Annotated in this window: 20 protein-coding genes and 1 tRNA gene; 13 read left to right on the top strand and 8 right to left on the bottom strand. The window is 51.3% G+C overall.

Translation table 11 applies throughout. The features are described 5' to 3' along the window. The first annotated feature begins 46 nt into the window (after nucleotides 1-46). On the top strand, nucleotides 47-631 hold the full coding sequence (locus ABJM21_RS00330) for a TIGR04282 family arsenosugar biosynthesis glycosyltransferase (protein WP_348301761.1): 585 nt from the start codon (nucleotides 47-49) through the stop codon (nucleotides 629-631). Further along, nucleotides 610-1356 (top strand): glycosyltransferase, encoded by a 747-nt coding sequence (locus ABJM21_RS00335; protein ID WP_348301762.1) that lies wholly within the window; start codon nucleotides 610-612, stop codon nucleotides 1354-1356. Before ABJM21_RS00330 ends, ABJM21_RS00335 begins: the two co-directional genes overlap by 22 nt. On the opposite strand, the gene ABJM21_RS00340 is transcribed toward ABJM21_RS00335, so the two are convergent. Together ABJM21_RS00340 and ABJM21_RS00345 are read right to left on the bottom strand one after the other, a co-directional pair. Further along, entirely contained in the window at nucleotides 1353-2435 is a 1083-nt protein-coding gene (locus ABJM21_RS00340; RefSeq protein WP_348301763.1) for an SDR family oxidoreductase, read from the bottom strand. The two genes, ABJM21_RS00335 and ABJM21_RS00340, sit on opposite strands and share 4 nt — an antisense overlap. 4 nt (nucleotides 2436-2439) lie before the next feature. Next, nucleotides 2440-3495 (bottom strand): methyltransferase domain-containing protein, encoded by a 1056-nt coding sequence (locus ABJM21_RS00345; protein ID WP_348301764.1) that lies wholly within the window; start codon nucleotides 3493-3495, stop codon nucleotides 2440-2442. A 108-nt stretch (nucleotides 3496-3603) separates the two neighbouring features. Here ABJM21_RS00345 and ABJM21_RS00350 point away from each other — a divergent pair, with 108 nt between their 5' ends. Beyond that, on the top strand, nucleotides 3604-4563 hold the full coding sequence (locus ABJM21_RS00350) for a radical SAM protein (RefSeq protein ID WP_348301765.1): 960 nt from the start codon (nucleotides 3604-3606) through the stop codon (nucleotides 4561-4563). Here ABJM21_RS00350 and ABJM21_RS00355 read toward each other — a convergent pair. The 3 genes from ABJM21_RS00355 to ABJM21_RS00365 all read right to left on the bottom strand — a co-directional run bounded on the left by ABJM21_RS00355 (nucleotide 4560) and on the right by ABJM21_RS00365 (nucleotide 7063). Further along, entirely contained in the window at nucleotides 4560-5429 is an 870-nt protein-coding gene (locus tag ABJM21_RS00355; RefSeq protein ID WP_348301766.1) for an S-methyl-5'-thioadenosine phosphorylase, read from the bottom strand. The genes ABJM21_RS00350 and ABJM21_RS00355 overlap by 4 nt on opposite strands. 119 nt (nucleotides 5430-5548) lie before the next feature. After that, on the bottom strand, nucleotides 5549-6112 hold the full coding sequence (locus ABJM21_RS00360) for a rhodanese-like domain-containing protein (protein WP_348301767.1): 564 nt from the start codon (nucleotides 6110-6112) through the stop codon (nucleotides 5549-5551). Between the two features lie 9 nt (nucleotides 6113-6121). Further along, nucleotides 6122-7063 carry a sterol desaturase family protein gene (locus tag ABJM21_RS00365; RefSeq protein ID WP_348301768.1) on the bottom strand — a complete coding sequence of 314 codons (942 nt, stop codon included), beginning with the start codon at nucleotides 7061-7063 and terminating at the stop codon, nucleotides 6122-6124. 582 nt (nucleotides 7064-7645) lie between these two features. On the opposite strand from ABJM21_RS00365, the gene ABJM21_RS00370 reads away from it, so the two are divergent. The 5 genes from ABJM21_RS00370 (at nucleotide 7646) to ABJM21_RS00390 (ending at nucleotide 14194) form a co-directional block, all read left to right on the top strand. Continuing rightward, nucleotides 7646-8083 carry a prolyl oligopeptidase family serine peptidase gene (locus tag ABJM21_RS00370; protein ID WP_348301769.1) on the top strand — a complete coding sequence of 146 codons (438 nt, stop codon included), beginning with the start codon at nucleotides 7646-7648 and terminating at the stop codon, nucleotides 8081-8083. Beyond that, on the top strand, nucleotides 8080-9312 hold the full coding sequence (locus ABJM21_RS00375; protein ID WP_348301770.1) for a DUF819 family protein: 1233 nt from the start codon (nucleotides 8080-8082) through the stop codon (nucleotides 9310-9312). Before ABJM21_RS00370 ends, ABJM21_RS00375 begins: the two co-directional genes overlap by 4 nt. Then, nucleotides 9309-9578 (top strand): hypothetical protein, encoded by a 270-nt coding sequence (locus ABJM21_RS00380; protein ID WP_348377217.1) that lies wholly within the window; start codon nucleotides 9309-9311, stop codon nucleotides 9576-9578. Before ABJM21_RS00375 ends, ABJM21_RS00380 begins: the two co-directional genes overlap by 4 nt. A gap of 108 nt (nucleotides 9579-9686) precedes the next feature. Then, nucleotides 9687-10586, top strand: a complete 900-nt coding sequence (locus tag ABJM21_RS00385) for an ABC transporter ATP-binding protein (protein ID WP_348301771.1) — start codon at nucleotides 9687-9689, stop codon at nucleotides 10584-10586. Nucleotides 10587-10600: 14 nt separating this feature from the next. Next, complete coding sequence (locus ABJM21_RS00390; RefSeq protein ID WP_348301772.1) at nucleotides 10601-14194, top strand: M1 family aminopeptidase; 3594 nt, start codon at nucleotides 10601-10603, stop codon at nucleotides 14192-14194. A gap of 526 nt (nucleotides 14195-14720) precedes the next feature. Here ABJM21_RS00390 and ABJM21_RS00395 read toward each other — a convergent pair. Beyond that, the gene (locus ABJM21_RS00395; protein WP_348301773.1) at nucleotides 14721-15152 is read right to left on the bottom strand and encodes an MAPEG family protein; all 432 of its coding nucleotides are present in this window, start codon (nucleotides 15150-15152) and stop codon (nucleotides 14721-14723) included. Between the two features lie 215 nt (nucleotides 15153-15367). On the opposite strand from ABJM21_RS00395, the gene rpmF reads away from it, so the two are divergent. The 4 genes from rpmF (at nucleotide 15368) to ABJM21_RS00415 (ending at nucleotide 18782) form a co-directional block, all read left to right on the top strand. Further along, nucleotides 15368-15547, top strand: coding sequence for a 50S ribosomal protein L32 (rpmF, locus tag ABJM21_RS00400; protein WP_229954500.1), 180 nt, complete (start codon nucleotides 15368-15370; stop codon nucleotides 15545-15547). A gap of 68 nt (nucleotides 15548-15615) precedes the next feature. Beyond that, nucleotides 15616-16659, top strand: a complete 1044-nt coding sequence (gene plsX, locus ABJM21_RS00405; RefSeq protein ID WP_348301774.1) for a phosphate acyltransferase PlsX — start codon at nucleotides 15616-15618, stop codon at nucleotides 16657-16659. Further along, on the top strand, nucleotides 16656-17627 hold the full coding sequence (locus tag ABJM21_RS00410; protein WP_348301775.1) for a beta-ketoacyl-ACP synthase III: 972 nt from the start codon (nucleotides 16656-16658) through the stop codon (nucleotides 17625-17627). Before plsX ends, ABJM21_RS00410 begins: the two co-directional genes overlap by 4 nt. A gap of 114 nt (nucleotides 17628-17741) precedes the next feature. Then, nucleotides 17742-18782, top strand: coding sequence for a helix-turn-helix transcriptional regulator (locus ABJM21_RS00415; protein ID WP_348301776.1), 1041 nt, complete (start codon nucleotides 17742-17744; stop codon nucleotides 18780-18782). An 18-nt stretch (nucleotides 18783-18800) separates the two neighbouring features. Here the strand turns inward: ABJM21_RS00415 and ABJM21_RS00420 are convergent. Further along, a tRNA-Val gene (locus tag ABJM21_RS00420) sits at nucleotides 18801-18875 on the bottom strand. 43 nt (nucleotides 18876-18918) lie between these two features. After that, nucleotides 18919-19296 carry a response regulator gene (locus ABJM21_RS00425; RefSeq protein WP_348301777.1) on the bottom strand — a complete coding sequence of 126 codons (378 nt, stop codon included), beginning with the start codon at nucleotides 19294-19296 and terminating at the stop codon, nucleotides 18919-18921. A gap of 134 nt (nucleotides 19297-19430) precedes the next feature. On the opposite strand from ABJM21_RS00425, the gene ABJM21_RS00430 reads away from it, so the two are divergent. Further along, nucleotides 19431-20321 (top strand): N-formylglutamate amidohydrolase, encoded by an 891-nt coding sequence (locus ABJM21_RS00430; RefSeq protein ID WP_348301778.1) that lies wholly within the window; start codon nucleotides 19431-19433, stop codon nucleotides 20319-20321. Nucleotides 20322-20371 lie beyond the last annotated feature (50 nt).

Raw genomic sequence — 20371 nt, forward strand, 5'->3', positions numbered from 1 at the left:
ATGATAAGGAACACAAATATATGCCTAATTTGGTTCAGTCCGGTTCATGAACGACTTTCGATTAGTGCTCTTCACCCGTTATCCGGTACCCGGATCGGCAAAAACCCGACTAATCCCAGCCTTGGGGCCAGACGGAGCAGCTGCAGCGCATAAACGATTGACCGAGCGAACCGTGAAGACGCTCAAACATACAGGCCAGCGCGTTGAAATCCGTTACAGCGGCGGCAATGCTAAAGCATTTGCGCGATGGTTGGGAAGCGACCTTTCTTATGTGCCCCAGGTGAAAGGTGATCTGACCGACCGTCTGTTGGCCGCAATTGATCCTGCACCAGTCGTATTTCTGGGTTCAGATACGCCAGATCTAACCGCCGACCATGTGAATGCTGCGATTGACGCGTTGCAAAAATCCGATGTCGTGATCGGGCCAGCTGATGACGGCGGCTATTATCTTATCGGCATAGCAAAGCCCTATCCCTTTTTGTTTCAGGATATACGCTGGAGCACGGAACATGTTATGCCCGACACGCTCGATCATCTGCGAGCGCGCGATATTGGATTTGAGATGTTGGAAACATTGCATGACTGCGACCGTCCCGAGGATCTGGATCGATGGCCATGGCTGACCACATGAACCGGGTTACGATCCTTATCCCCATGCTTAACGAAGAACTGGCATTGCCCGGTACTTTGAATTGCGTCAGATCGCTGGACCCTCCTCCGGATGAAATTCTGGTTATCGACGGCGGGAGCACAGACAATTCTATCAAGCTGGTGAAGGCTGAGAATCTTCAGGTCTTAACTGCTCCGAAAAAGGGGCGCGGTGCACAGATTAATTTTGGAGTGGATCAAGCCCAGAGCGAAATTGTCTGCGTGTTGCATGCTGATAGCATATTACCGCCGGATGCCGTGGCAGTGATACGCAAGACGATGGCGGACGGGAAAACCGGCTTGGCCAGCTTTACACCGCGTCTTGCTGGACCGCAGGGGACGCGCTGGGGCTCGACCCTGCATAACTGGATTAAGACATGGTATGCGCCGTTGCTCACCCGGCCGCATCTGTTCATTCGCGGTGTACGACTGTTATTCGGTGACCATGCGATGTTTTTCAGGCGGGAACAGTTCCTTGAAATTGGCGGCTGCGACGAACGCCTGGTGGTGATGGAAGAAGCAGATCTTTGCATCAAACTGTCCCGCTTTGGCAAAATCCGTATGGTACCGCGCTGGGTCTGGACATCAGACAGGCGGATTACGGCATGGGGCCGGTGGCGTGCCAATTGGATATACTTAAAAGTCGGCATGATGTGGGCCATGGGAGCCCGCGAACGATTGGCCGATGAGTATCCGGATATTCGCTAGCCAGATATTTTCTGAGCCATTTTACTCTGCGCCCGGCCATCGCGGATGAAGCCGCTTTTGATACAATATTCGATCATTCTTTGCAGGGCCGCCAGATCAACTTTGGGGCAAGTGCGTCCGCTAACATGACGCAGATTCTCAGTCCCAAAATCAGGGCAGCGTTGAAGATAGCTGGTGTAGTAAGTGGTAACATGCTTGAAAAAACGGCGTTCCAACGCGGGCAATTCGTTCGGAGCGAAGATTTCAGGCGCCAATATTGTTGGCGGATCGAGATGATCAAACAGGCCAATCGCTTCGCCGAGCGCGGCAGCAGGAACAGCAGCCCCCGATGTCAGGTGAATGATTTTTCCCTCGGCTCTATTCCAGTTGTCGACAATGTCCGTCAGTCCGCCCGCCACATGGTCGATAGGCACGAAATCGAGCGTCGCTTGGTCGGAGACCGGCAACCGTGTGATATGGCCTTCAGCGATCAGACGGAAGAGCTGATAGAAACTATCAAAGCGGTGAAAGGCACCATCGTCATGGGCCCCAACAACAATGCTGGGCCGAGCAATAACCGCACGCCTTTCGGCTGCAAGTACCAGCGCCTCTGCCGCGGCCTTTGATCGTTCATAACCATTGGTGAACTTCTGATCAGCAGCGCAGGGTGCTTCGGCAATCGGTCCATCCTTTGGTCCGCACACATAGGCTGTGCTTATGTGGAGCAAACGGGCCTTGCGCAACGTGGCAAGAACATTGGCAACACCGCCAATATTGACGTTCCGATACACCGCTTCACTGACATTAAAATCTGTAATCGCAGCGCTATGAATGACAAGGTCGATCTCACGTTCAAACAATGCAATTGTAACGTCGTCCAGACCAAGGCCCGGCAGCGTTACATCTCCAGTCAGTTTGGATATGCAGCCCGCTTCGGGCATCACTCCAGCAAAATCACCAGCGGCAATTAGCCGCCCGTCATTCGCTTTGATGGTGCGCGTTTGCCGGATCAGTGCGACGACAGCATGGCCGGCTGCTATCAGCCGCGCAGCAAGTTCACCGCCGATTGTCCCTGTAGCACCGGTCAGCAATATATTCATGGCTTCAGCAACAAAATGTCGGTTCCGGTTCCACACCGCTCGCAACAGATGTGTATGGGTTTTGGGTGCCGCATCCTTCAAACACACCATAGTGCCGGGAAAAATCGCCGATAAAATCAAAATAGGGTGCGAAACGCGTATCGGCCAACATGCGCCACGAATTGCCACAAATCGGAAACACACGGCCAGCTTCGATGGCATGGCCTTTATCAAGTTCGAACACGCGCTCTTGGCCTGCTATGCCCCCTTTGTAGATAACGGCCTGACCATAGTCCTCGCACTCGGGCTCCAGTCCTTCCAACTTGAAAAGCCGATAGGTTGCCGAATGAAAATTTATGCCATCCAGCATCTCGGCAATGCGCGGATCGCCAATGCCGAGCACCCGATCGTTCACAAGCCGCGGGTCGGCGAAACCAACGCCCTTCGCCTGTGCCATGAAATCACCCCAATATAGCGCGCCGGAAAGGCATTCGCCGTGAAGAACGGGATCGTCCAGTAGATGCACTGGCACGCGGCGGTCGGCATAGACATCAGAAAAATACAGCTCGCCACCCGGTTTCAGCAAATCGAATGCCGCACGAAATACAGCGGCTTTGTCGGCTACCAGATTGATAACGCAATTTGAGACGATAATATCAAAACTGTTCGGTTCGAGATCCAATGCACCAAGCTTTTCAATATCACCTTCGATAAAATGAACGTTGCTTTGCGCATAGCCAAAGCGGTCGCGATGCCACTCGATATGCCGATTGGCGACTTCCAGCTGCGCGGGTGTGGCATCGACACCTACGACAGCACCATCTTCACCAACAAGCTGCGCCAGCAGATAAGCATCCTGCCCGGACCCTGATCCCAGATCGAGTATCCGCGCGCCGCCAATTACTTGCGGTGTTACCAGCCCGCAGCCATAATAGCGGCCTTTCACTTCTTCGTGCACATTGCCCAATGCCGCCTTCACTTGGGCATTCGGGGCATCGGCCATGGTGCAGGCATCAGTCAGCAGATCAGAAGACCCGCCTAAAACTTCGCCATAATAGTTCTGGCTGTTTTCAAGATTCATTGAGAGGCTCCGCAATTTAACACCACTGGTTCGCAGGCTGAAGCAAAGGGGTTACAGTTACCGGCAATGCCATGTAACAAACAGGCGATTTGTTACGAATAGAGGTATATGTCAGACCCTTCTCCCTTTTCCATCACTGATACGCAGCCACTGGACCCAAAAAAGTTCCTCGATCAGCATCTGACCGCCAAAGGCGAAACGCGCGCCAGCGTAGCGATGACCGGTCTGGACACATTGTGGATCAACACCGGTACGTTATGCAATCTGGCGTGCAAAAATTGCTATATTGAGAGTTCGCCGACCAATGATGCATTGGTCTATATCACGCTAGCGGAAGTGGAAGCATTTCTGGACGAGATTGCGGCGGACAATCTGCCCACGCGTGAAATTGCATTTACCGGCGGCGAACCATTTATGAACAAGGACATGATGCCGATATTGCGGCTATGCCTGTCGCGCGGATTTGAGGTGCTGGTGCTGACCAATGCCATGCGACCAATGCGGCGATTTGAGAAGGATTTGCTGGCATTGGATGGGCGCGAACGTATAACGTTCCGTGTCAGTCTTGATCATTTTACCAAACAAATACATGAAGCAGAGCGTGGACCCAATAGCTGGGATAAGGCGTTGGACGGACTTGATTGGTTATCCGAAAACAAATTTAACGTCGCGATTGCCGGACGGCGTGTGGCGGGTGAAAGCGAGGCTCAGGCACAGGCCGGATATCAAGAGCTATTTGCGGCGCGAGGGTGGAATATAGAAGTGAGTGATCCAGCCCAGCTAATGGTGTTTCCCGAAATGGATGCACAGGCTGATATTGCTGAGATTACGGACGCATGCTGGAGCATTTTAAGCGTCGATCCGGCCACTATCATGTGCGCATCCAGCCGCATGGTCGTAAAGCGTAAGGGCGAAGCCACCCCGCGCGTCGCCGCATGCACCTTGCTGCCTTATGATCCACAATTTGACATGGGTGGAACATTGGCTGAGGCAAGCCGCAAAGTGGCTTTGAATCACCCGCATTGCGCGCGTTTTTGTGTTCTTGGCGGTGCCAGCTGCTCGGCTTAATCGCCTAAAACACGCCCCGCCACGGCATCCAGCTTTGCAGTCAAGAGCGGGTCGCGCATCGCCGGATCGGTGATTAATGCGAAATCAAGCACATTATCTATCGGGCTAGGCTCCCGCTTTTCGGGCAGTGCAATCGCCAGATGTTCGACAAGCGCCCGGGCCGCCGAAGCATTCGCACCCAGCTGCGCAATTATTGCCCCCACTTCAACCGCCGCCTCATTTTCGCGCCAGCAATCATAATCCGTGACCATGCCAATCAACGCATAGGGCAGCTCTGCCTCCCGCGCCAATTTCGCTTCCGGCATAGCGGTCATACCAATGATATCGGCACCCCAGCTGCGGTACATATGGCTTTCGGCACGCGTCGAAAATTGAGGGCCTTCCATGGCGAGATAGGTACCGCCATCATGCACCTTGGCTCCAGCCGAACGCGCCGCGTCCGCAGCCAGAGCCGAAAGGCGCGGGCAAACAGGATCAGCCATCGATACATGGGCGACCAAACCGTCGCCAAAAAAACTTTTCACCCGAGCGAAGGTACGATCAATAAACTGGTCAACCACCACAAAATTTCCGGGGGCCATATCCTCGGTCAGTGAACCAACGGCTGAAATTGAAACGAGATCTGTTACGCCCGCCCGTTTCATCGCATCGATATTCGCTCGGAAATTCAGTTGGCTCGGCCCGACAGTGTGTCCACGGCCATGACGCGGCAAGAACACACATTTGACTGCGCCAATATGCCCCGTCAACAGCTCGTCGGACGGTGAACCCCAGGGCGTATCCATTGATATCCAACTGGCATCTTCCAGAGCATCCAGCTGATAGAGTCCCGACCCGCCGATAATGCCCAAGGTCCATTCGCTCATATTTCGGGCTCCGCTCTATTTAAACTGTTATTGGCCGGATATGACCAACGTCCGCTTTGGCTGCAAGTGTAATTACTATTCATGTGATTATGTTCTGAATCGCTGCATGGAGGCGGCGATCACTGATATTTGGTGTGTTCCTGATGTTTGACCATGCGTCCCCAAATCGGATCATAGGGATGCACATAACGGGTTGGCTTCGCGCTATTGTCAAAAAGTGGGCGGCGTTCATTGTGCCATGCGAAAATACCGCCCTCCAGATTATAGGCCGCTTTGGCACCTGAAGATAATAATGCACTCTGGACCCGGTCAGCAAAACTGGAAGATCGTTGCCCGACCGAGCAATAGAATATCACTGTCTTCCCTTTGGAAATATCAGAATATTTCTCGACAAAGGCGTGGCTCGGCATCTCTGGATCGACCTGAAACGCGCCCTTCAAGTGACTAACGGAAAATTCTGAAATCTCTCGTACATCGATCAGGACAATCTCCTCGCGGCTCAGGTTTGAAAGGCGATCACCGTCCATATGATTGACCTTTGCAAATTGCCGTTCGATCAGATTATGCACTCCGGCAAGGCTGGAACTATCGCCTGAACTATTGTTGGTTAAAAGCACATAGCCCGTGGCTGCGGCCGTTCCGCAAAGCAGCAACAGGATTGAAATTTTAACCAGCCAGCTCATCCCGTATTCCTATGCTTTCGGCCCAAAGGGCCGCGACATATAATCACGCAACGACCTGATCGGTGGATATCCGTCGATGCCCGTTTCTGGAAATTCTTCGCTTGCAGGCATATATTGTGTGCCAAATATTCGGTCAAAAAACGAAAAAAAGGATGCGTAATTTTTGCCGATATGGCGCACGTCACAAGTATGATGTTGGTGGTGATAGACATTGTCGGCAACGACATGGCGAAATGGCGCAGGGAATGAAAGTGCCGGTGCATCGGAATGCATGTAGTAATTGGAAATGATATAGAATGTCGTCACCAGCATGATATGCTGCTGCGGCGCGTCGATTAAAAGAATCAGCGGCGTGGTGATTAGTAAGATATATAGAATGTCTTGTCCGAAATGCGAATAGCTGCGGGCTGCGTTTAAATCTTCAATTTGATGATGGATGGCATGGAAGCGCCACAAGACATCATAATGGTGAAGCGCACGATGCAACCAATATTCCATCAACCCCAACAACAAGAGATAAATAAGAGGGAAAAGCACGAGCACGGGACCCAAGTCATCTGCTGCAAATAAAGGCTCCACACCCCATGATCGCAGCAGGCTGAATTCTGCCGCTTGAACCGTTATGGAAATGCCCAGCGCCGTCATACTGTAGATCAATCCATCTCGATATCTTTCGCCAAAATCCGAAAAACGCAATTGCCGCCATTCAATGATTACAAAAAGCGCAGCTACCGCCAAAAAAGTGAAAAGGCCGTTCGCGACGGCTACAATTGTGTTCGCAACCATCGGCGGGGCTTCGATATTCTGCAAAGACAACCAAAGTGGTTGCTGCATCTGCCCCGCGGCATAGAGCAGCAATTCCGCAGCGGTCAGCAATACAGCAAAAACCACGATGAAGCGCCAATAGCCGAGGCCGTCGACCTTCTTAGTAGCAACATTGGGACTGTTCACTGCCACTCCGTCATTACTCCACCCTCAAATTGAAGTTGTATAAAGCACTGTTCGATCGAAACTCCAAGAACGTTACAATGATCGTAGCTTTTGTAATCCGCCCGACTTGTCTCACTCTCACCCATTAGCCTGCAATTTTGTGCCTGCTTTCGAAAACGGAAAAGAATCCATGATGCATCACGTAGTATCCTTAGCGGACGTGTCATGCAGGAAATTCCTAACATCCCCTTTTGCGCCCATAGCGGACACTAGCGTTATGGCTGCTACATCCCGAAAGCGGACTCCAACCAACTATCCAAAGCTAAACTGATTCAGCAATATGCCTGATCGGAGAAGAACGCATGATCGCTACCTCGCGACATCATGATCTAAAATATTCGGTTTTTCGAGAATGTGATTGCGGATTTTTCGCTGCAAAGGGAGTTAAGGGATATCTAGCATAATGTGATCTTGCAGAAATCGCATGACACCATTCGAATTATGAATTGGTGGCAGGGATTGTTTAAATGCATCACATAGATGGTCTTTAGAACAGAAAAGCGAAGGGGGCTCCATGAGCATCGGTCAACTTAGGTTTGTAGCGTGCGACATAATCGCACACCGTGGTTTGGTGGCGCGCCGTGGCAGGAAAATGCACCGCTGGATAGCTATATTACCCAATCACCGCTGAAAGATGCGTGGAGAGTTAACACGCCGACCCTGTTCTTCAATGGCGGTGATGATGTGCGGGTTCCGCCTACGCAGCAGATCATGATGTACCGGGGTGTCCGGGCGGCCGGTGCGCCGACAAGCCTCTATGTCGCGAGGGGCGAACCGCATGGCTATCGCAAACCGTTTAATCAGCTGTTCAAAATCAATAAAGAACTTGCCTGGTATGCCAAGCATGTCCTTAATGAAGCCTATCAATCCGTACTGCCGCCGATAGAACCGGAGGTGGATGACGAAGAGGACGAAGTCGAAGAGGAAGAGGAACCAGAAATTCCAGAAGAACAGAAAGTTAGTGAAGAGGTCGTCCAATGACATTGCCGCTAGATAATGTCGCGAGTTTCGGTGTCTTATGCGCCATATTGGGTGTCCTGTTTTTCCTGAAAAACCGGGGCGGTTTCTGGGATCGGTTTTTCGTTTTCATTCCCATTGTATTGCTCTGTTATCTCATCCCTTCCTTACTTCGCAGCTTCGGTATTGTTGCGTCTGCTGATGATGGTTTGTGGCAGGTGGCCAAGGATTATTTCCTGCCAGCCGCATTGATATTGATGACATTAAGCATCGATCTGAAAGCCATTATGGGCCTTGGATCCAAAGCACTCATCATGTTCTTCACCGCCACGATCGGGATCGTCATTGGTGGTCCCATCGCTATTTTGATTGTGGGCTCGTTTAGTCCAGAAACTGTCGGCGGCGAAGGGGCGGATGCTGTATGGCGCGGTCTGGCAACTCTGGCCGGGAGCTGGATCGGCGGCGGTGCTAATCAGACAGCGATGCTGGAAGTCTATGGCTATAATCCAGAGCGTTATGGCGCGATGGTCGCGGTCGATATCGTGATCGCCAATATCTGGATGGTGTTTCTGCTCTATGGTGCCGGTAATGTCGAAAAAGTGGACCGCTGGCTAAAGGCAGATTCCAGTGCGATTGATAATTTGCGTGACAAGATGGCCAATTTCACTTTGTCCGTCGAACGAACCTCTACTACGCCAGAAATCATGTTGCTGCTGGCGGTCGCCTTTGGCGGTGTCGGATTTTCCCACCTCTTGGGCAGTTTCATGTCGGATATTTTTAGCGCTATGCCCGCTTTTGCCGCCAGTTTTCTGGCAGGTAAGTTTTTCTGGATTGTTGTGATTGCTACAACTTTGGGCGTGGGGCTCAGCTTCACCAAAGCGCGCGATCTTGAAGGAGCCGGTGCTTCCAAATTCGGTACGGTGCTAATCTTTTTGCTGGTCGCTATCATTGGCACAAAGATGGATATTTTTAAAATGGCCGAGGCACCGATGCTCATCCTCGTCGGTTTCATCTGGATGTTGTTCCACAGTATCTTGTTGATCGTTGTCGCAAAAATAATCCGGGCGCCATTTTTCTTTGTTGCGGTGGGTAGCAAGGCGAATGTCGGCGGCGCGGCGTCAGCACCCGTGGTTGCGGCGGCCTTTCACCCCGCACTTGCCCCGGTTGGGGTCCTGCTTGCCGTGCTGGGCTATGCGCTCGGCACCTATGGTGCAATCTTATGTGCACAGCTGATGCAGGCCGTTGCTCCATGACAGCTGTCCCCCAGCAATTTTTCGGGATAAGTGATCCTGCGTCGTTGTTTGTCGCCAATGATGTTGAACCTGCCATGGCGCACCAGCTGGTCAAATCCCATAATAAAAGGGTCGAAAAGTCAATATGTCCTCTTCATCTGCCGCCGGCGAACAAGATCGAGAATATCGTATTGAGCATGACTTTCTCGGCGATGTCCGGGTTCCAACCGAAAGCTATGCCGGCGCAGAAACCATGCGGGCTATCCGGAATTTTCCAATCTGCTTGAGGCCAAGCTCAACCCAAAAATTACGTCTGAATATAATCTTTATTTCAACCTCTTGCCATTGGTGTATTACATGCATATATCACCAGGATAGATTTTTGGAGGACAGCGATGTTAGATTTGCGTGAAGTTACCCATATTTACCCCAATGGAACAAAGGCGCTTGATAATGTTACGCTGTCTATACCCAAAGGAATGTTTGGACTGCTGGGGCCAAATGGAGCTGGCAAATCGACCCTGATGCGGACTGTTGCGACGCTGCAAACCCCCACGCATGGCAGCATTCAATTTGGCGATATTGATATTTTGAAAAACCCAGAAAGCCTGCGTGAGCGGCTGGGCTATTTGCCGCAGGATTTTGGCGTCTACCCTCGCGTTTCGGCCTATGACATGCTGGAACATATGACGGTGTTAAAAGGCATTGCATCAAAAGCGGACCGCAAGGCAACGGTCGAAACTTTGCTTAACCAAACAAATTTGTGGGATGTTCGGAAGAAAGCCATAGCCGGTTTTTCTGGCGGTATGCGTCAGCGTTTTGGGATAGCACAGGCGTTGATCGGCAATCCGGAGCTGATCATCGTCGATGAACCCACAGCAGGCCTTGATCCTGAAGAACGCAATCGGTTTCTCAATCTGCTCGCGGAAATCGGCGAGAATGTCGTCATCATCCTATCGACCCATATTGTTGAAGATGTCGCTGACTTGTGTCCCAAAATGGCAGTTATTGCCAATGGTCGCATTCAGTTAGAAGGTGCACCGCTGGATCTTATCGGCAAGACTAAAGGGACAATCTGGTCGAAGACCATAAAGCGCGAGGAACTGGAAGAATATCGGGCGAAATATGAAGTTATTTCCACCCGCTTATTCGCTGGCTCCACGATCATCCATATATTGGCGACGGACAATCCAGGGGACGGATTTGCTGCCGTCGAAGGAGGGTTGGAGGACGTATATTTCTCGACCCTCGCCGCGACCCGCCGGGGTGCCACAGATTCTTCCCAAGCAGCTTAAGCGGAGAAACCGATATGTTCGCTAAGATTGCTGCTTTCGAGCTTCGCTATCAGTTTAGAAATCCGGTTTTCTGGGTTGTCTCGATATTATTTTTCCTGCTTACTTTCGGTGCGATGACCGTTGACGGTATTTCGATTGGTAGCGGTGGTAATGTGAATGCCAATAGCCCGGTTGCCATTGTGCAAATTCACTTGATCCTGACGTTGTTCTTCATGTTCGTGACGACGGCCTTTGTTGCCAATGTGATTGTTCGGGATGATGAAAGCGGCTTCGGACCGATGGTCCGGTCAACGCGGGTAAAGAAATTTGACTATCTGTTTGGCCGTTTCACCGGTGCTTTCATGGCGGCGGGCATTGCGTTTCTAACCGTGCCATTTGCCATCTGGCTAGGCTCGCTCATGCCTTGGCTTGATCAGGAAACATTGGGGCCAAACCGACTGCAATATTATGCCTACGCGTATTTTCTAATGGCGCTGCCAGGTATATTCCTTACGTCCTGCATTTTCTTTGCTGTAGCGACACTCACGCGATCGATGATGTACAGTTATTTGGGCGTCGTCGTGCTGCTGGTGCTCTACATTGTGTTCAATATCAGCACGGACAATATGCCCGAGCTGCGTGAATTTACCGGCTATGCTGACCCCTTTGGCTTTGCGACCCTCAACAATGTTATCCGCTATTGGACGGCATCTGAATCCAATAATTTGCTGCCAGCCATTGAAGGTGCGATTGTCTGGAACCGGTTGATCTGGATTGGCGCTGCACTCGGTGCTCTGGCGCTCGCCTATCGCTGGTTCAGTTTTGCCGATCGCGGTGTTTCGGCCCGCAAGGCACGGCGACAAGCGAAGAAAGCAGCCAAGCTGGCATCCGTTGCTCCGCAGACGGTCGATAGTTTGCCAGTCACCAGCGAAAACGGAACGGCCTGGAGCCGCCTGGTGTCGCGAACCAGTTTTGAAATGACCCAGGTTTTCAAAAGCCCGGCCTTCATCGTGCTCGTGCTCATCGGATTGTTCAACGCCAGCGGTGCACTTGCTTTCGGTAACGAGATTTATGGCACGCCCGCTCGGCCGCTGACGTTCACTCTGCTGCTCACCCTAATGGGTTCATTCGGGATCATCCCCGTCATCATCGCGATCTACTATGCGGGAGAATTGGTTTGGCGCGACCGTGACCGGAAAATGCATGAGATTATCGATTCCACGCCTTTGCCAAACTGGGCCTATATGGTGCCCAAGACCATTGCGGTTTCGCTCGTGCTTTTCGCAACCGTGTTTATCTCCGTGGTTGCGGCCGTTCTGATCCAGCTGTTGCGTGGTTTCAATGATATCGCTTTGGATCAATATTTCCTTTGGTATCTGCTGCCATGGGGCGTGGACATGATCATCCTTGCTGTACTGGCCGTATTTGTTCAGGCGCTGAGCCCCAATAAATATGTCGGCTGGGGTATCATGGTCATATATCTGGTGGCCACGATAACCATGGCGAATATGGGTTTCGAGCATCCACTCTATCTCTATGGCGATGCGGCCCCGACGCCTTTATTCTCGGACCTCAATGGGAATGAGGTTAATGGTTCGGTAGGCTGGTGGTTGCGCCTCTACTGGGGGGCTTTCGCCGTCATTTTGGCTGTTCTGGCCCATCTGCTATGGCGCCGTGGCACTGAGACCAGCCTGATGCCACGTTTGCGTCAATTGCCACGCCGTATGAAAAGCGTTGCGGGATTGATAATCGCGGGCGCTGCGGTCACCGCAGCGGCCAGCGGTGCTTATGTCTTTCAGAACACGAACGTGATGAACCAATATGTCACGCAGGATGATCAGGAAAAGCAGCTAGCGGACTATGAGAAGAAATATCTCAAATATGAATCACTGAAGCAGCCGTCTTTCACCGATTTCAAACTGAACGTGGATATCTATCCCGAACAGCGGATCATGAAGGCAGCAGGGTCGATCGGCATAATCAACGATACCGGGGCTCCGGTTGAGGTTCTGCATGTCCGCTTTCCGGACCCTGATATAAAGATTGAAGCAGTTGAAATTGCGAATGCAACGCTGGAGATGAATGACGAGGCGTTGAAATATCGGATCTATCGCTTGGAGACACCCATGGCGATCGACGAGCAGCGGACAATCAGCTTCAAGTCCTCACGGTCGCAGCGCGGTTTCAAGGCTAGCGGCAATGACACACGTCTGGTTAAAAATGGTACATTTTTAAACAATAGCGAATTTGCACCGCAATTGGGGATGGACCGCAACGGCTTGTTGACCGAGCGACAAACCCGGCGTGAATATGATCTACCATCCGAACTGCGCCTGCCAAAGCTGGAGGATGAGTCGGCGCGTGAGAAAAATTATGTCGGCAATGCCGACTGGGTGATGGCGGACATCACGGTCAGCACGAGCAAGGACCAGACGCCGATTGCCCCCGGCAGCAAGGTGTCGGATGAGGTCAAAGGCGACCGGCGCATTGCACGCTTTGTTTCCGAAAACCCCATCCTGTCTTTTTTCTCCATCCAATCCGCCGAATATGCGGTGAAGAAGCGGTCGGCAGATGGCGTGGATATGGCGGTCTATTATCACCCTACACATGATTATAATGTCGATACAATGCTCGATGCGACCGAAACTTCCTTGGCCTATTTCAAGGAAAATTTCGGACCATATCAGTTTGATTATGCTCGGATTATCGAGTTTCCCGGCTATCAAACCTTTGCTCAGGCCTTTGCCGGCACCATCCCGTTTTCTGAGCGGATCGGGTTTATCGCCGACAATAGCGATCCCGATGAAATAGACTATGTAACCTATGTGACGGCGCATGAATTTGGCCATCAATATTGGGCCCATCAACTGATCAGCGCGGATCAGCAGGGCGGCACCATGTTGGTTGAAACTATGGCGCAATATTCGGCGCTAATGGTCATGAAACAAATATATGGCGAGGACAAAATCCGCCGGTTCCTGAAATATGAGCTGGACCGTTATCTGAGTGCACGTGGCAGTGAGGCGATTGAAGAATTGCCTCTAAACCGGGTCGAGAACCAAGGCTATATCCACTATCGCAAAGGTGCAGTGGTCATGTACTTGCTGCAGGACCGGTTAGGCGAAGACCGCGTCAACGTGATGCTGGCCGGTTTGTTGGATCGCTATCGTTTCAAGAGCCAGCCTTATGCCAACTCGTATGATTTGGTTGATGGCTTTAAGTCGCTCGCTCGCAATGACGCGGAACGGCAATTGATCAGTGACCTGCTTGAAAAGATTACCATCTACGACATGAAAGTCGATGAAGCGAATATGCGTAAGCTGGACAATGGCCAATATGAAACGACACTGACCATCTCTGCCGAGAAATTTTACGCCGATGGCCAAGGCAAAGAAACCAAAGCCAAGCTATCTGATGAGATTGAAGTGGGGCTGTTCACGGCGCGCCCTGGTTTAGGGGCATTTGGTAAGGAGGACGTGATCTCGATGGAGCGCAAACCGATCAAATCCGGGAAACAGGTGATTAAGATATTGTCATCCAAGAAGCCGGAATTTGTGGGCATTGATCCGTACAATAAATATATCGACCGGAATGGCGATGACAATGTGATCGCTGTGTCAGCTTCATAGCGGTTAATTAACCGGTCGTTGTGATAGAATTGATTTCCGCTGTCGCATCAGCAGTGGACATTGGCGCTGTGACTATTTTATTCTGGCGGTGGGCTGTTGAGCGACTGATCAATTCAAGGATCGGCGGAATTTTCTGCGCTCGAACCAGCTATACGAATTGAAGTAGCATCGGGCTTTCGAGCAAAATGGTACGCCAGTTGAAGCGATCTTGGTCCATGGTGTCTATAAAATCGCACTAGACGTGGCTGATTTTACGGTTACGCCGCATCCAGCCCTGTTTGAAGCCTTGAACAAATACCCGGTCAGTGCCGAATCATTTGATACATGGTTTCTTGATACACCGCCGAGTGGGGGCGATTTGGCTGGCACAGACATGGCACCCATGTGATCCCCTAGCTGGTTCCGATTCCAGTCAGGATGTTGTGGATTAAAAACGCATGCAATTCTGGCGCTTAGTGTTCGAGTAAGATCGTCTCCAAAAGCTCCATCATCAATGCTCGATTCTCCTCTTATGAGATACCAGCCGTCAACGCGCCTGGACTGTTACCGGGGCAGTGCTCGCATCAGTTGTGCTGAAGTAAGGGATCGAAATGGCATAAGCGCCTAAGCCTAACGTGATGAGCAGGGTCAGGATCGTTCCTACCATCCGGCCCTTACCTAGCGTGCCGCCGTCCATACCTATACCATGAGCTATCCGGCCCAGCATATAGACGCCGCCAACAACCCAAAGCCATGTGGGTGAGCCGCTTGCGAGTTCTATCGCCGCAATCAGGATCAAAACGATGGGAAGGCTTTCGCCATAGTTAGCATGTGCTCGCATGCGGCGGATGACTTTTTCATTGCCGCCGTCGCCGACGCTTACTTTTTCGGATGTGCGCACTTGCCCGACACGGATCATGAGCCAGATATTGACCAGTGCAGCGGCACCGGCAATGGTAAGTGTAATCGGTAAAATCATGGTTCCCCCAAATGCTATGATGAATATCCAGTACCTATAGATGCACAATGCTTGCAACGCACAGGAAAATCGTTATACGCGCTCCTTCGCGTGCAATATGCTGATCGTAAGAGCCTAGTGATTCTCTATAAATATAGAGGCTGGCTTGCTCAAAATGCGCATTTGGCTTAATGTACAGATATATGAAATTTGAAATTTAAAGAACAGGCTGAGCAATGGCTGTCCCTAAACGAAAAACTACGCCGTCCAAGCGCGGAATGCGCCGTTCCCACGATGCTTTGAAAGTCGAAGCTTATCAGGAATGCCCGAATTGCGGCGAACTGAAGCGCCCACACCATATGTGTGGTTCTTGCGGCCACTATAATGGCCGTGAAGTCATGGCTGTCGATCTATAGTCTTTTTGACCTTAATCGACTAACTTCACGACTATCACACAGCTAATCAAGGGGAATAACCGGTGGGGATGAGGCCGCGAATCGCAATTGACGCGATGGGCGGCGACGTTGGCGCGCGCGTAATGGTCGCAGGCGCGGCTCTTGCGCGGCACCGGCACGAAGGCTTTCAGTTCCTGTTTGTTGGTGATGAAACCCAAATCAAAGAAGCGCTGAAAAATCACCCGAACCTGAGTGCTGCCTCCGAAATATTGCATGCCGAAGATATCGTCGCTGGAGACGCCAAACCGAGCCAAGCGCTGCGCGGTTCGAAAAAGACATCAATGGGTATGGCGGTTGGTGCAGTAAAATCCGGCGAGGTGAGCGCGGCGGTGAGCGCCGGCAATACCGGTGCATTAATGGCTATTTCAAAACTAGCGCTGCGCACTATGCCGGGCATTGATCGCCCTGCGCTGGCTGCTTTGCTGCCGACGATGAAAGACAGCGATGTCGTTATGCTGGACCTTGGTGCTAATGCCGAGTGTAACAGCCGTAATCTGGTGCAATTTTCGGTGATGGGCGCTGCCTATAGCCGAATCATGCATGATTTTGAAAAGCCTACGGTAAAATTGCTGAATATCGGCACTGAAGATGGCAAGGGCACTGGAGCGCTTCAAGTCGCAGCCGATGCTTTGAAGAGCTCCGACAAATTGGCTATGGATTTCCAGGGGTTTACGGAGGCCGATAAAATATCAACTGGCGAGGTTGATGTTATTGTCACGGATGGGTTCTCCGGAAATATAGCTTTGAAGGCGCTCGAAGGGACAGCGCGGTTTGTCACCGATCTATTGAAGCGCAGCTTTTTGAGTTCTTTGCGGTCCAAAATCGGATTTCTCATTTCTCGGCCAGCAACGGAGTTACTCAAGGAGCATCTGGATCCGAACAACCATAATGGTGCGGTATTTCTGGGTTTGAACGGCGTGGTTGTGAAAAGCCATGGCAGTGCAGACGAAAAAGGCGTAGCTAATGCCGTCGAAGTAGCAGCACGTTTGGTAGAGGATAGCATCTTGGAACGCATCAGCGAAGATTTGGAAAAGATCAGCAGTGTTACACCTCTGGAAGCAGCAGCGAAATGAGCGTGACGACCGCCCGCCGTGCGGTCATTAAAGGGACCGGTTCTTCCCTCCCGCGGACGAGAGTTTCCAACGCGGATCTTGCTCAAAAAGTCGATACAACTGACGAATGGATTGTTGAGCGCACTGGGATAAAATTCCGCCATATCGCAGAGGATGACGAAACAACCTCCAGTTTGGCTACCGAAGCTGCGCGTAAAGCGCTTGCCGAGTCGGGTTTGGCCGCGCAGGATATTGATCTTATTGTTCTGGCAACGGCCACTCCAGATCAAACATTTCCAGCCACTGCGACTATTGTACAAGACCAATTGGGTTGCAATGGTTGCGTCGCTTTTGATGTGGCGGCGGTATGTTCGGGCTTCCTCTATGCGCTCTCGGTTGCGGAAAGTATGATTCGTGCAGGAAGTGCGCAAAATGCCATAGTAATTGGTGCAGAGACATTCAGCCGTATTCTCGATTGGGAAGATCGCGCGACATGCGTCTTATTTGGCGATGGCGCGGGAGCGATCATCCTCTCTGGCGAGGAAACAGATAAAGGTGTTTTGTCAACGCGCTTGCATGCTGACGGCGAGCATAACCAATTGCTCTATGTAGATGGCGGTGCTGGAACGACGGGGACAGTGGGTAAGCTGCGTATGAAGGGTCGTGAAGTTTTTCGTCATGCAGTCGTCAATCTCTCTTCTGTGCTGCAAGAGGCGTTGGATGCAGCCGGCGAGGATATGGAAAATATCGACTGGGTCGTACCGCATCAAGCAAATGCACGGATACTCGATGCTACAGCTAAGAAGCTTAAGCTAGCGCCTGAAAAAGTGATTAAGACGGTTGATCAGCATGCCAATACATCTGCTGCCTCTGTGCCCTTAGCGCTCGATACTGCGGTGCGGGATGGCCGCGTGCAAGAGGGTGATCTACTGGTTTTAGAGGCCATGGGCGGCGGATTTACCTGGGGCGCGAGCGTGATCCGCTACTGATCCCATCAGCGTCTGCATTTCTTCCATGCAGCGTAACTGTCCCATTCGTCGCTGATATTACACCTTGGTCGAAAGTGCGTTGAGCTTTTCAACACTCTGCTCCTAGCTGTTGTCATGGGGCAGATTAATTTAGACGACATAAGCGTTTCGTCACAATTTTTATTCCAGGTTTTTCGCGGTTGCCATGACCTCGGCGCGCGAAAGCCAGTTCTTTTGTCCGTCCTAGATATAGCGGATTCAAAGTTGCGTGATCCCGAAGCCCGCTTTGATAGCGATTCGATAAGCGCGCTGTATAAAGCCACTGTTCATGAGCTTGGCCGCAGCAATATTTACTCTGAAATTGGCGAGGAAATGATCCCGACCGGATTTTCGGATATCGGTTATCCTGCTATATTTGGTGAAACGGTCGAGGATGTGATGCAAGCGGCGGCGGCCGCACTGGATTTTGGTACGAATAGATCCATGTTGAGATGGGAGAGAACCGCATCGTCCTGTCGTTTGTTGTGCGATTCAGCTTCTGACGACGCTCAAGATCTGACTCGGATTATTTTTTCCATGTTGTCCCACATCGGTAACCGGATCACCAACGGCGGCCCAATCCCCATTAAAGCAACCCATTTCAGAACGCGCGAACCAAAATGCTGCGATGAAGTGTTTCGGACTGAGAGCCACTTGGCAAAAATGCCATGTTACTTCAATCAATCTCAAACCTATCTGGAATTCCATCGTGATTTGGTACTTCTTCCAAATCCGCTTCGTAATAGAATTGTGTTACAGGCCGCCGAAGGGTGCTCGAGCGGATCTCGAGTTGATGCAGAACAGGCAATTCCCTTAGCGAATCTCAGCTATGAGTATCTGTTCCACTTGTTGGATAAGTCTGGACTTAGTTTGGACGCTGCTGCCGAAACTTTTGGCATGGCGGAGCGGACGTTGCGCCGGAAATTGGTGGCTGAGGGTGCATCATTCCGTCAAATATTGGAGCGGGTGCGCAGAGATGCCTGCCAGCTCTATTTTCTTGAAGGAACCCGGTCGCTGTCTGAAATTGCCACGAAACTCGGCTATAGTGAACTGAGCGCTTTTACTCGCGCCTATACGGCATGGCATGGCCGTTCCCCAAGTCGGGACCTGGCTGCACATATTGCACTTGCTGCTTAGTCAAAAAATCCCGAAAAATGGTGGGCGTAGAGAGAGTTGAACTCCCGACCCCTTCGATGTCAACGAAGTGCTCTACCACTGAGCTATACGCCCACGCTGCAGGCCGTCTAGCCAGCCCCTAGACAGGGTGCAAGACTTAATTCAATTCGCCGATACTATCGGGTTCAAATAGTCGCTGCACTTCAAGAACCAGGTCCTTCAGATGGAAGGGCTTGGATAGAATTTTAGCCTTCGGAACGGACTCACCGGCGCGCAGGGTCACACCTGAAAATCCGGTAATGAACATCACCTGGGTTTCGGGAGATACTTTGGCGCAGTGCTGTGCCAATTCAATTCCATCCATTTCAGGCATGACAATATCGGTCAGCAGCAAGTCAAATTTTTCCGCCTCTAAATAAGGAAGCGCTGCTGTCCCGCGATCAACCGCGACAACGTCATAGTTGGACTTTTTCAATGCGCGGGTAAGATGTTCGCGCATTGCCTGTTCATCTTCGGCAAGGAGAATTCTGATCATCTGTTCGGCCAATCCTTATCGTCTTAAAATTTCGGCGTTTATGCCTAAACTTAACCATAGGCGCAAATCTCTTAATATATTGGTTCTGCTTAGTCCTTTTATGCGATATCGAGAGGTGTAACGAACGGGATAGAATGACTAACCAGCCAGTCGATAATTTAATGCCAACCGAGCCCAGTGATAGGCCATTTTTGTTGCATAATGCTGATGATCTGCAATTTCCGCTTTTGATCAGTGTTCCACATGCCGGGCGCGTTTATCCTCCAGAAATCAAAGAGAATTTAGCTGTGCCCGCCACGCATTTGCTAAGGTTGGAAGATCGTTACGCGGATCGTCTTGCTAGTTCAGCTATTACCGCAGGTTTTCCGGCCATTATTGCACACCAGCCAAGGGCATGGGTGGACCTGAACCGCAACCGGACTGAAATTGATACGGATATGGTTATCGGACTGTCCTCGTCGGATTTGCCGATGCCCAGCCGAAAGGTGCGCGGTGGATTGGGCGTTGTTCCGAGCCGTTTGCATGGCATTGGCAATTTGTGGCGGAAGAAATGGCAATGGGACGATATTAGTAGCCGACTGACCTCCGATCATGAACCCTATCACCGCAACATTGCCGAGATTCTGGAATATATGCGTCTGAAATTTGGTGGTGCAATCCTGTTGGATTTGCACAGTATGCCGCCGTTGGATCAAGAGCCGGATGGCGTCGATATCGTCATAGGCGATCGCTTCGGTCGCAGTGCAGGATCTCGCTACTCTGAGCTTAGCCTGTCGTTCCTTCAGCAATCCGGTGTGAAAACGCGATTAAACCACCCCTATGCGGGCGGATATATATTGGAGCGGCACAGCAAGGTTGAAAAGAATATTCATGCTTTGCAGCTGGAAGTGGATCGCAGCTGCTACCTCAACGAGGATTTACGTGAACCGAGTGACCAGATATCTGTCATGGCGGACCATGTTGTGAATTTGGCTAGGCAGTTGATTGATCAGATCAATAACCAATTTCTTCTTGCTGCTGAATAAGCCTGAATCTGACTGTATCAAAAAAAACCACCCCGCCGTTTCGGCGAGGT

It is taken from the genome of Parasphingorhabdus sp., assembly GCF_039977335.1.
Lineage (GTDB): Bacteria > Pseudomonadota > Alphaproteobacteria > Sphingomonadales > Sphingomonadaceae > Parasphingorhabdus.

Bases quoted from the DNA above. Each gene is read 5' to 3' on its own strand.
- ABJM21_RS00330 (WP_348301761.1), top strand. From the start codon at position 47: ATGAACGACTTTCGATTAGTGCTCTTCACCCGTTATCCGGTACCCGGA.
- ABJM21_RS00335 (WP_348301762.1), top strand. From the start codon at position 610: ATGGCCATGGCTGACCACATGAACCGGGTTACGATCCTTATCCCCATG.
- ABJM21_RS00340 (WP_348301763.1), bottom strand. From the start codon at position 2,435: ATGAATATATTGCTGACCGGTGCTACAGGGACAATCGGCGGTGAACTT.
- ABJM21_RS00345 (WP_348301764.1), bottom strand. From the start codon at position 3,495: ATGAATCTTGAAAACAGCCAGAACTATTATGGCGAAGTTTTAGGCGGG.
- ABJM21_RS00350 (WP_348301765.1), top strand. From the start codon at position 3,604: ATGTCAGACCCTTCTCCCTTTTCCATCACTGATACGCAGCCACTGGAC.
- ABJM21_RS00355 (WP_348301766.1), bottom strand. From the start codon at position 5,429: ATGAGCGAATGGACCTTGGGCATTATCGGCGGGTCGGGACTCTATCAG.
- ABJM21_RS00360 (WP_348301767.1), bottom strand. From the start codon at position 6,112: ATGAGCTGGCTGGTTAAAATTTCAATCCTGTTGCTGCTTTGCGGAACG.
- ABJM21_RS00375 (WP_348301770.1), top strand. From the start codon at position 8,080: ATGACATTGCCGCTAGATAATGTCGCGAGTTTCGGTGTCTTATGCGCC.
- ABJM21_RS00380 (WP_348377217.1), top strand. From the start codon at position 9,309: ATGACAGCTGTCCCCCAGCAATTTTTCGGGATAAGTGATCCTGCGTCG.
- ABJM21_RS00385 (WP_348301771.1), top strand. From the start codon at position 9,687: ATGTTAGATTTGCGTGAAGTTACCCATATTTACCCCAATGGAACAAAG.
- ABJM21_RS00390 (WP_348301772.1), top strand. From the start codon at position 10,601: ATGTTCGCTAAGATTGCTGCTTTCGAGCTTCGCTATCAGTTTAGAAAT.
- ABJM21_RS00395 (WP_348301773.1), bottom strand. From the start codon at position 15,152: ATGATTTTACCGATTACACTTACCATTGCCGGTGCCGCTGCACTGGTC.
- rpmF (WP_229954500.1), top strand. From the start codon at position 15,368: ATGGCTGTCCCTAAACGAAAAACTACGCCGTCCAAGCGCGGAATGCGC.
- plsX (WP_348301774.1), top strand. From the start codon at position 15,616: ATGAGGCCGCGAATCGCAATTGACGCGATGGGCGGCGACGTTGGCGCG.
- ABJM21_RS00410 (WP_348301775.1), top strand. From the start codon at position 16,656: ATGAGCGTGACGACCGCCCGCCGTGCGGTCATTAAAGGGACCGGTTCT.
- ABJM21_RS00415 (WP_348301776.1), top strand. From the start codon at position 17,742: ATGGGGCAGATTAATTTAGACGACATAAGCGTTTCGTCACAATTTTTA.
- ABJM21_RS00425 (WP_348301777.1), bottom strand. From the start codon at position 19,296: ATGATCAGAATTCTCCTTGCCGAAGATGAACAGGCAATGCGCGAACAT.
- ABJM21_RS00430 (WP_348301778.1), top strand. From the start codon at position 19,431: ATGACTAACCAGCCAGTCGATAATTTAATGCCAACCGAGCCCAGTGAT.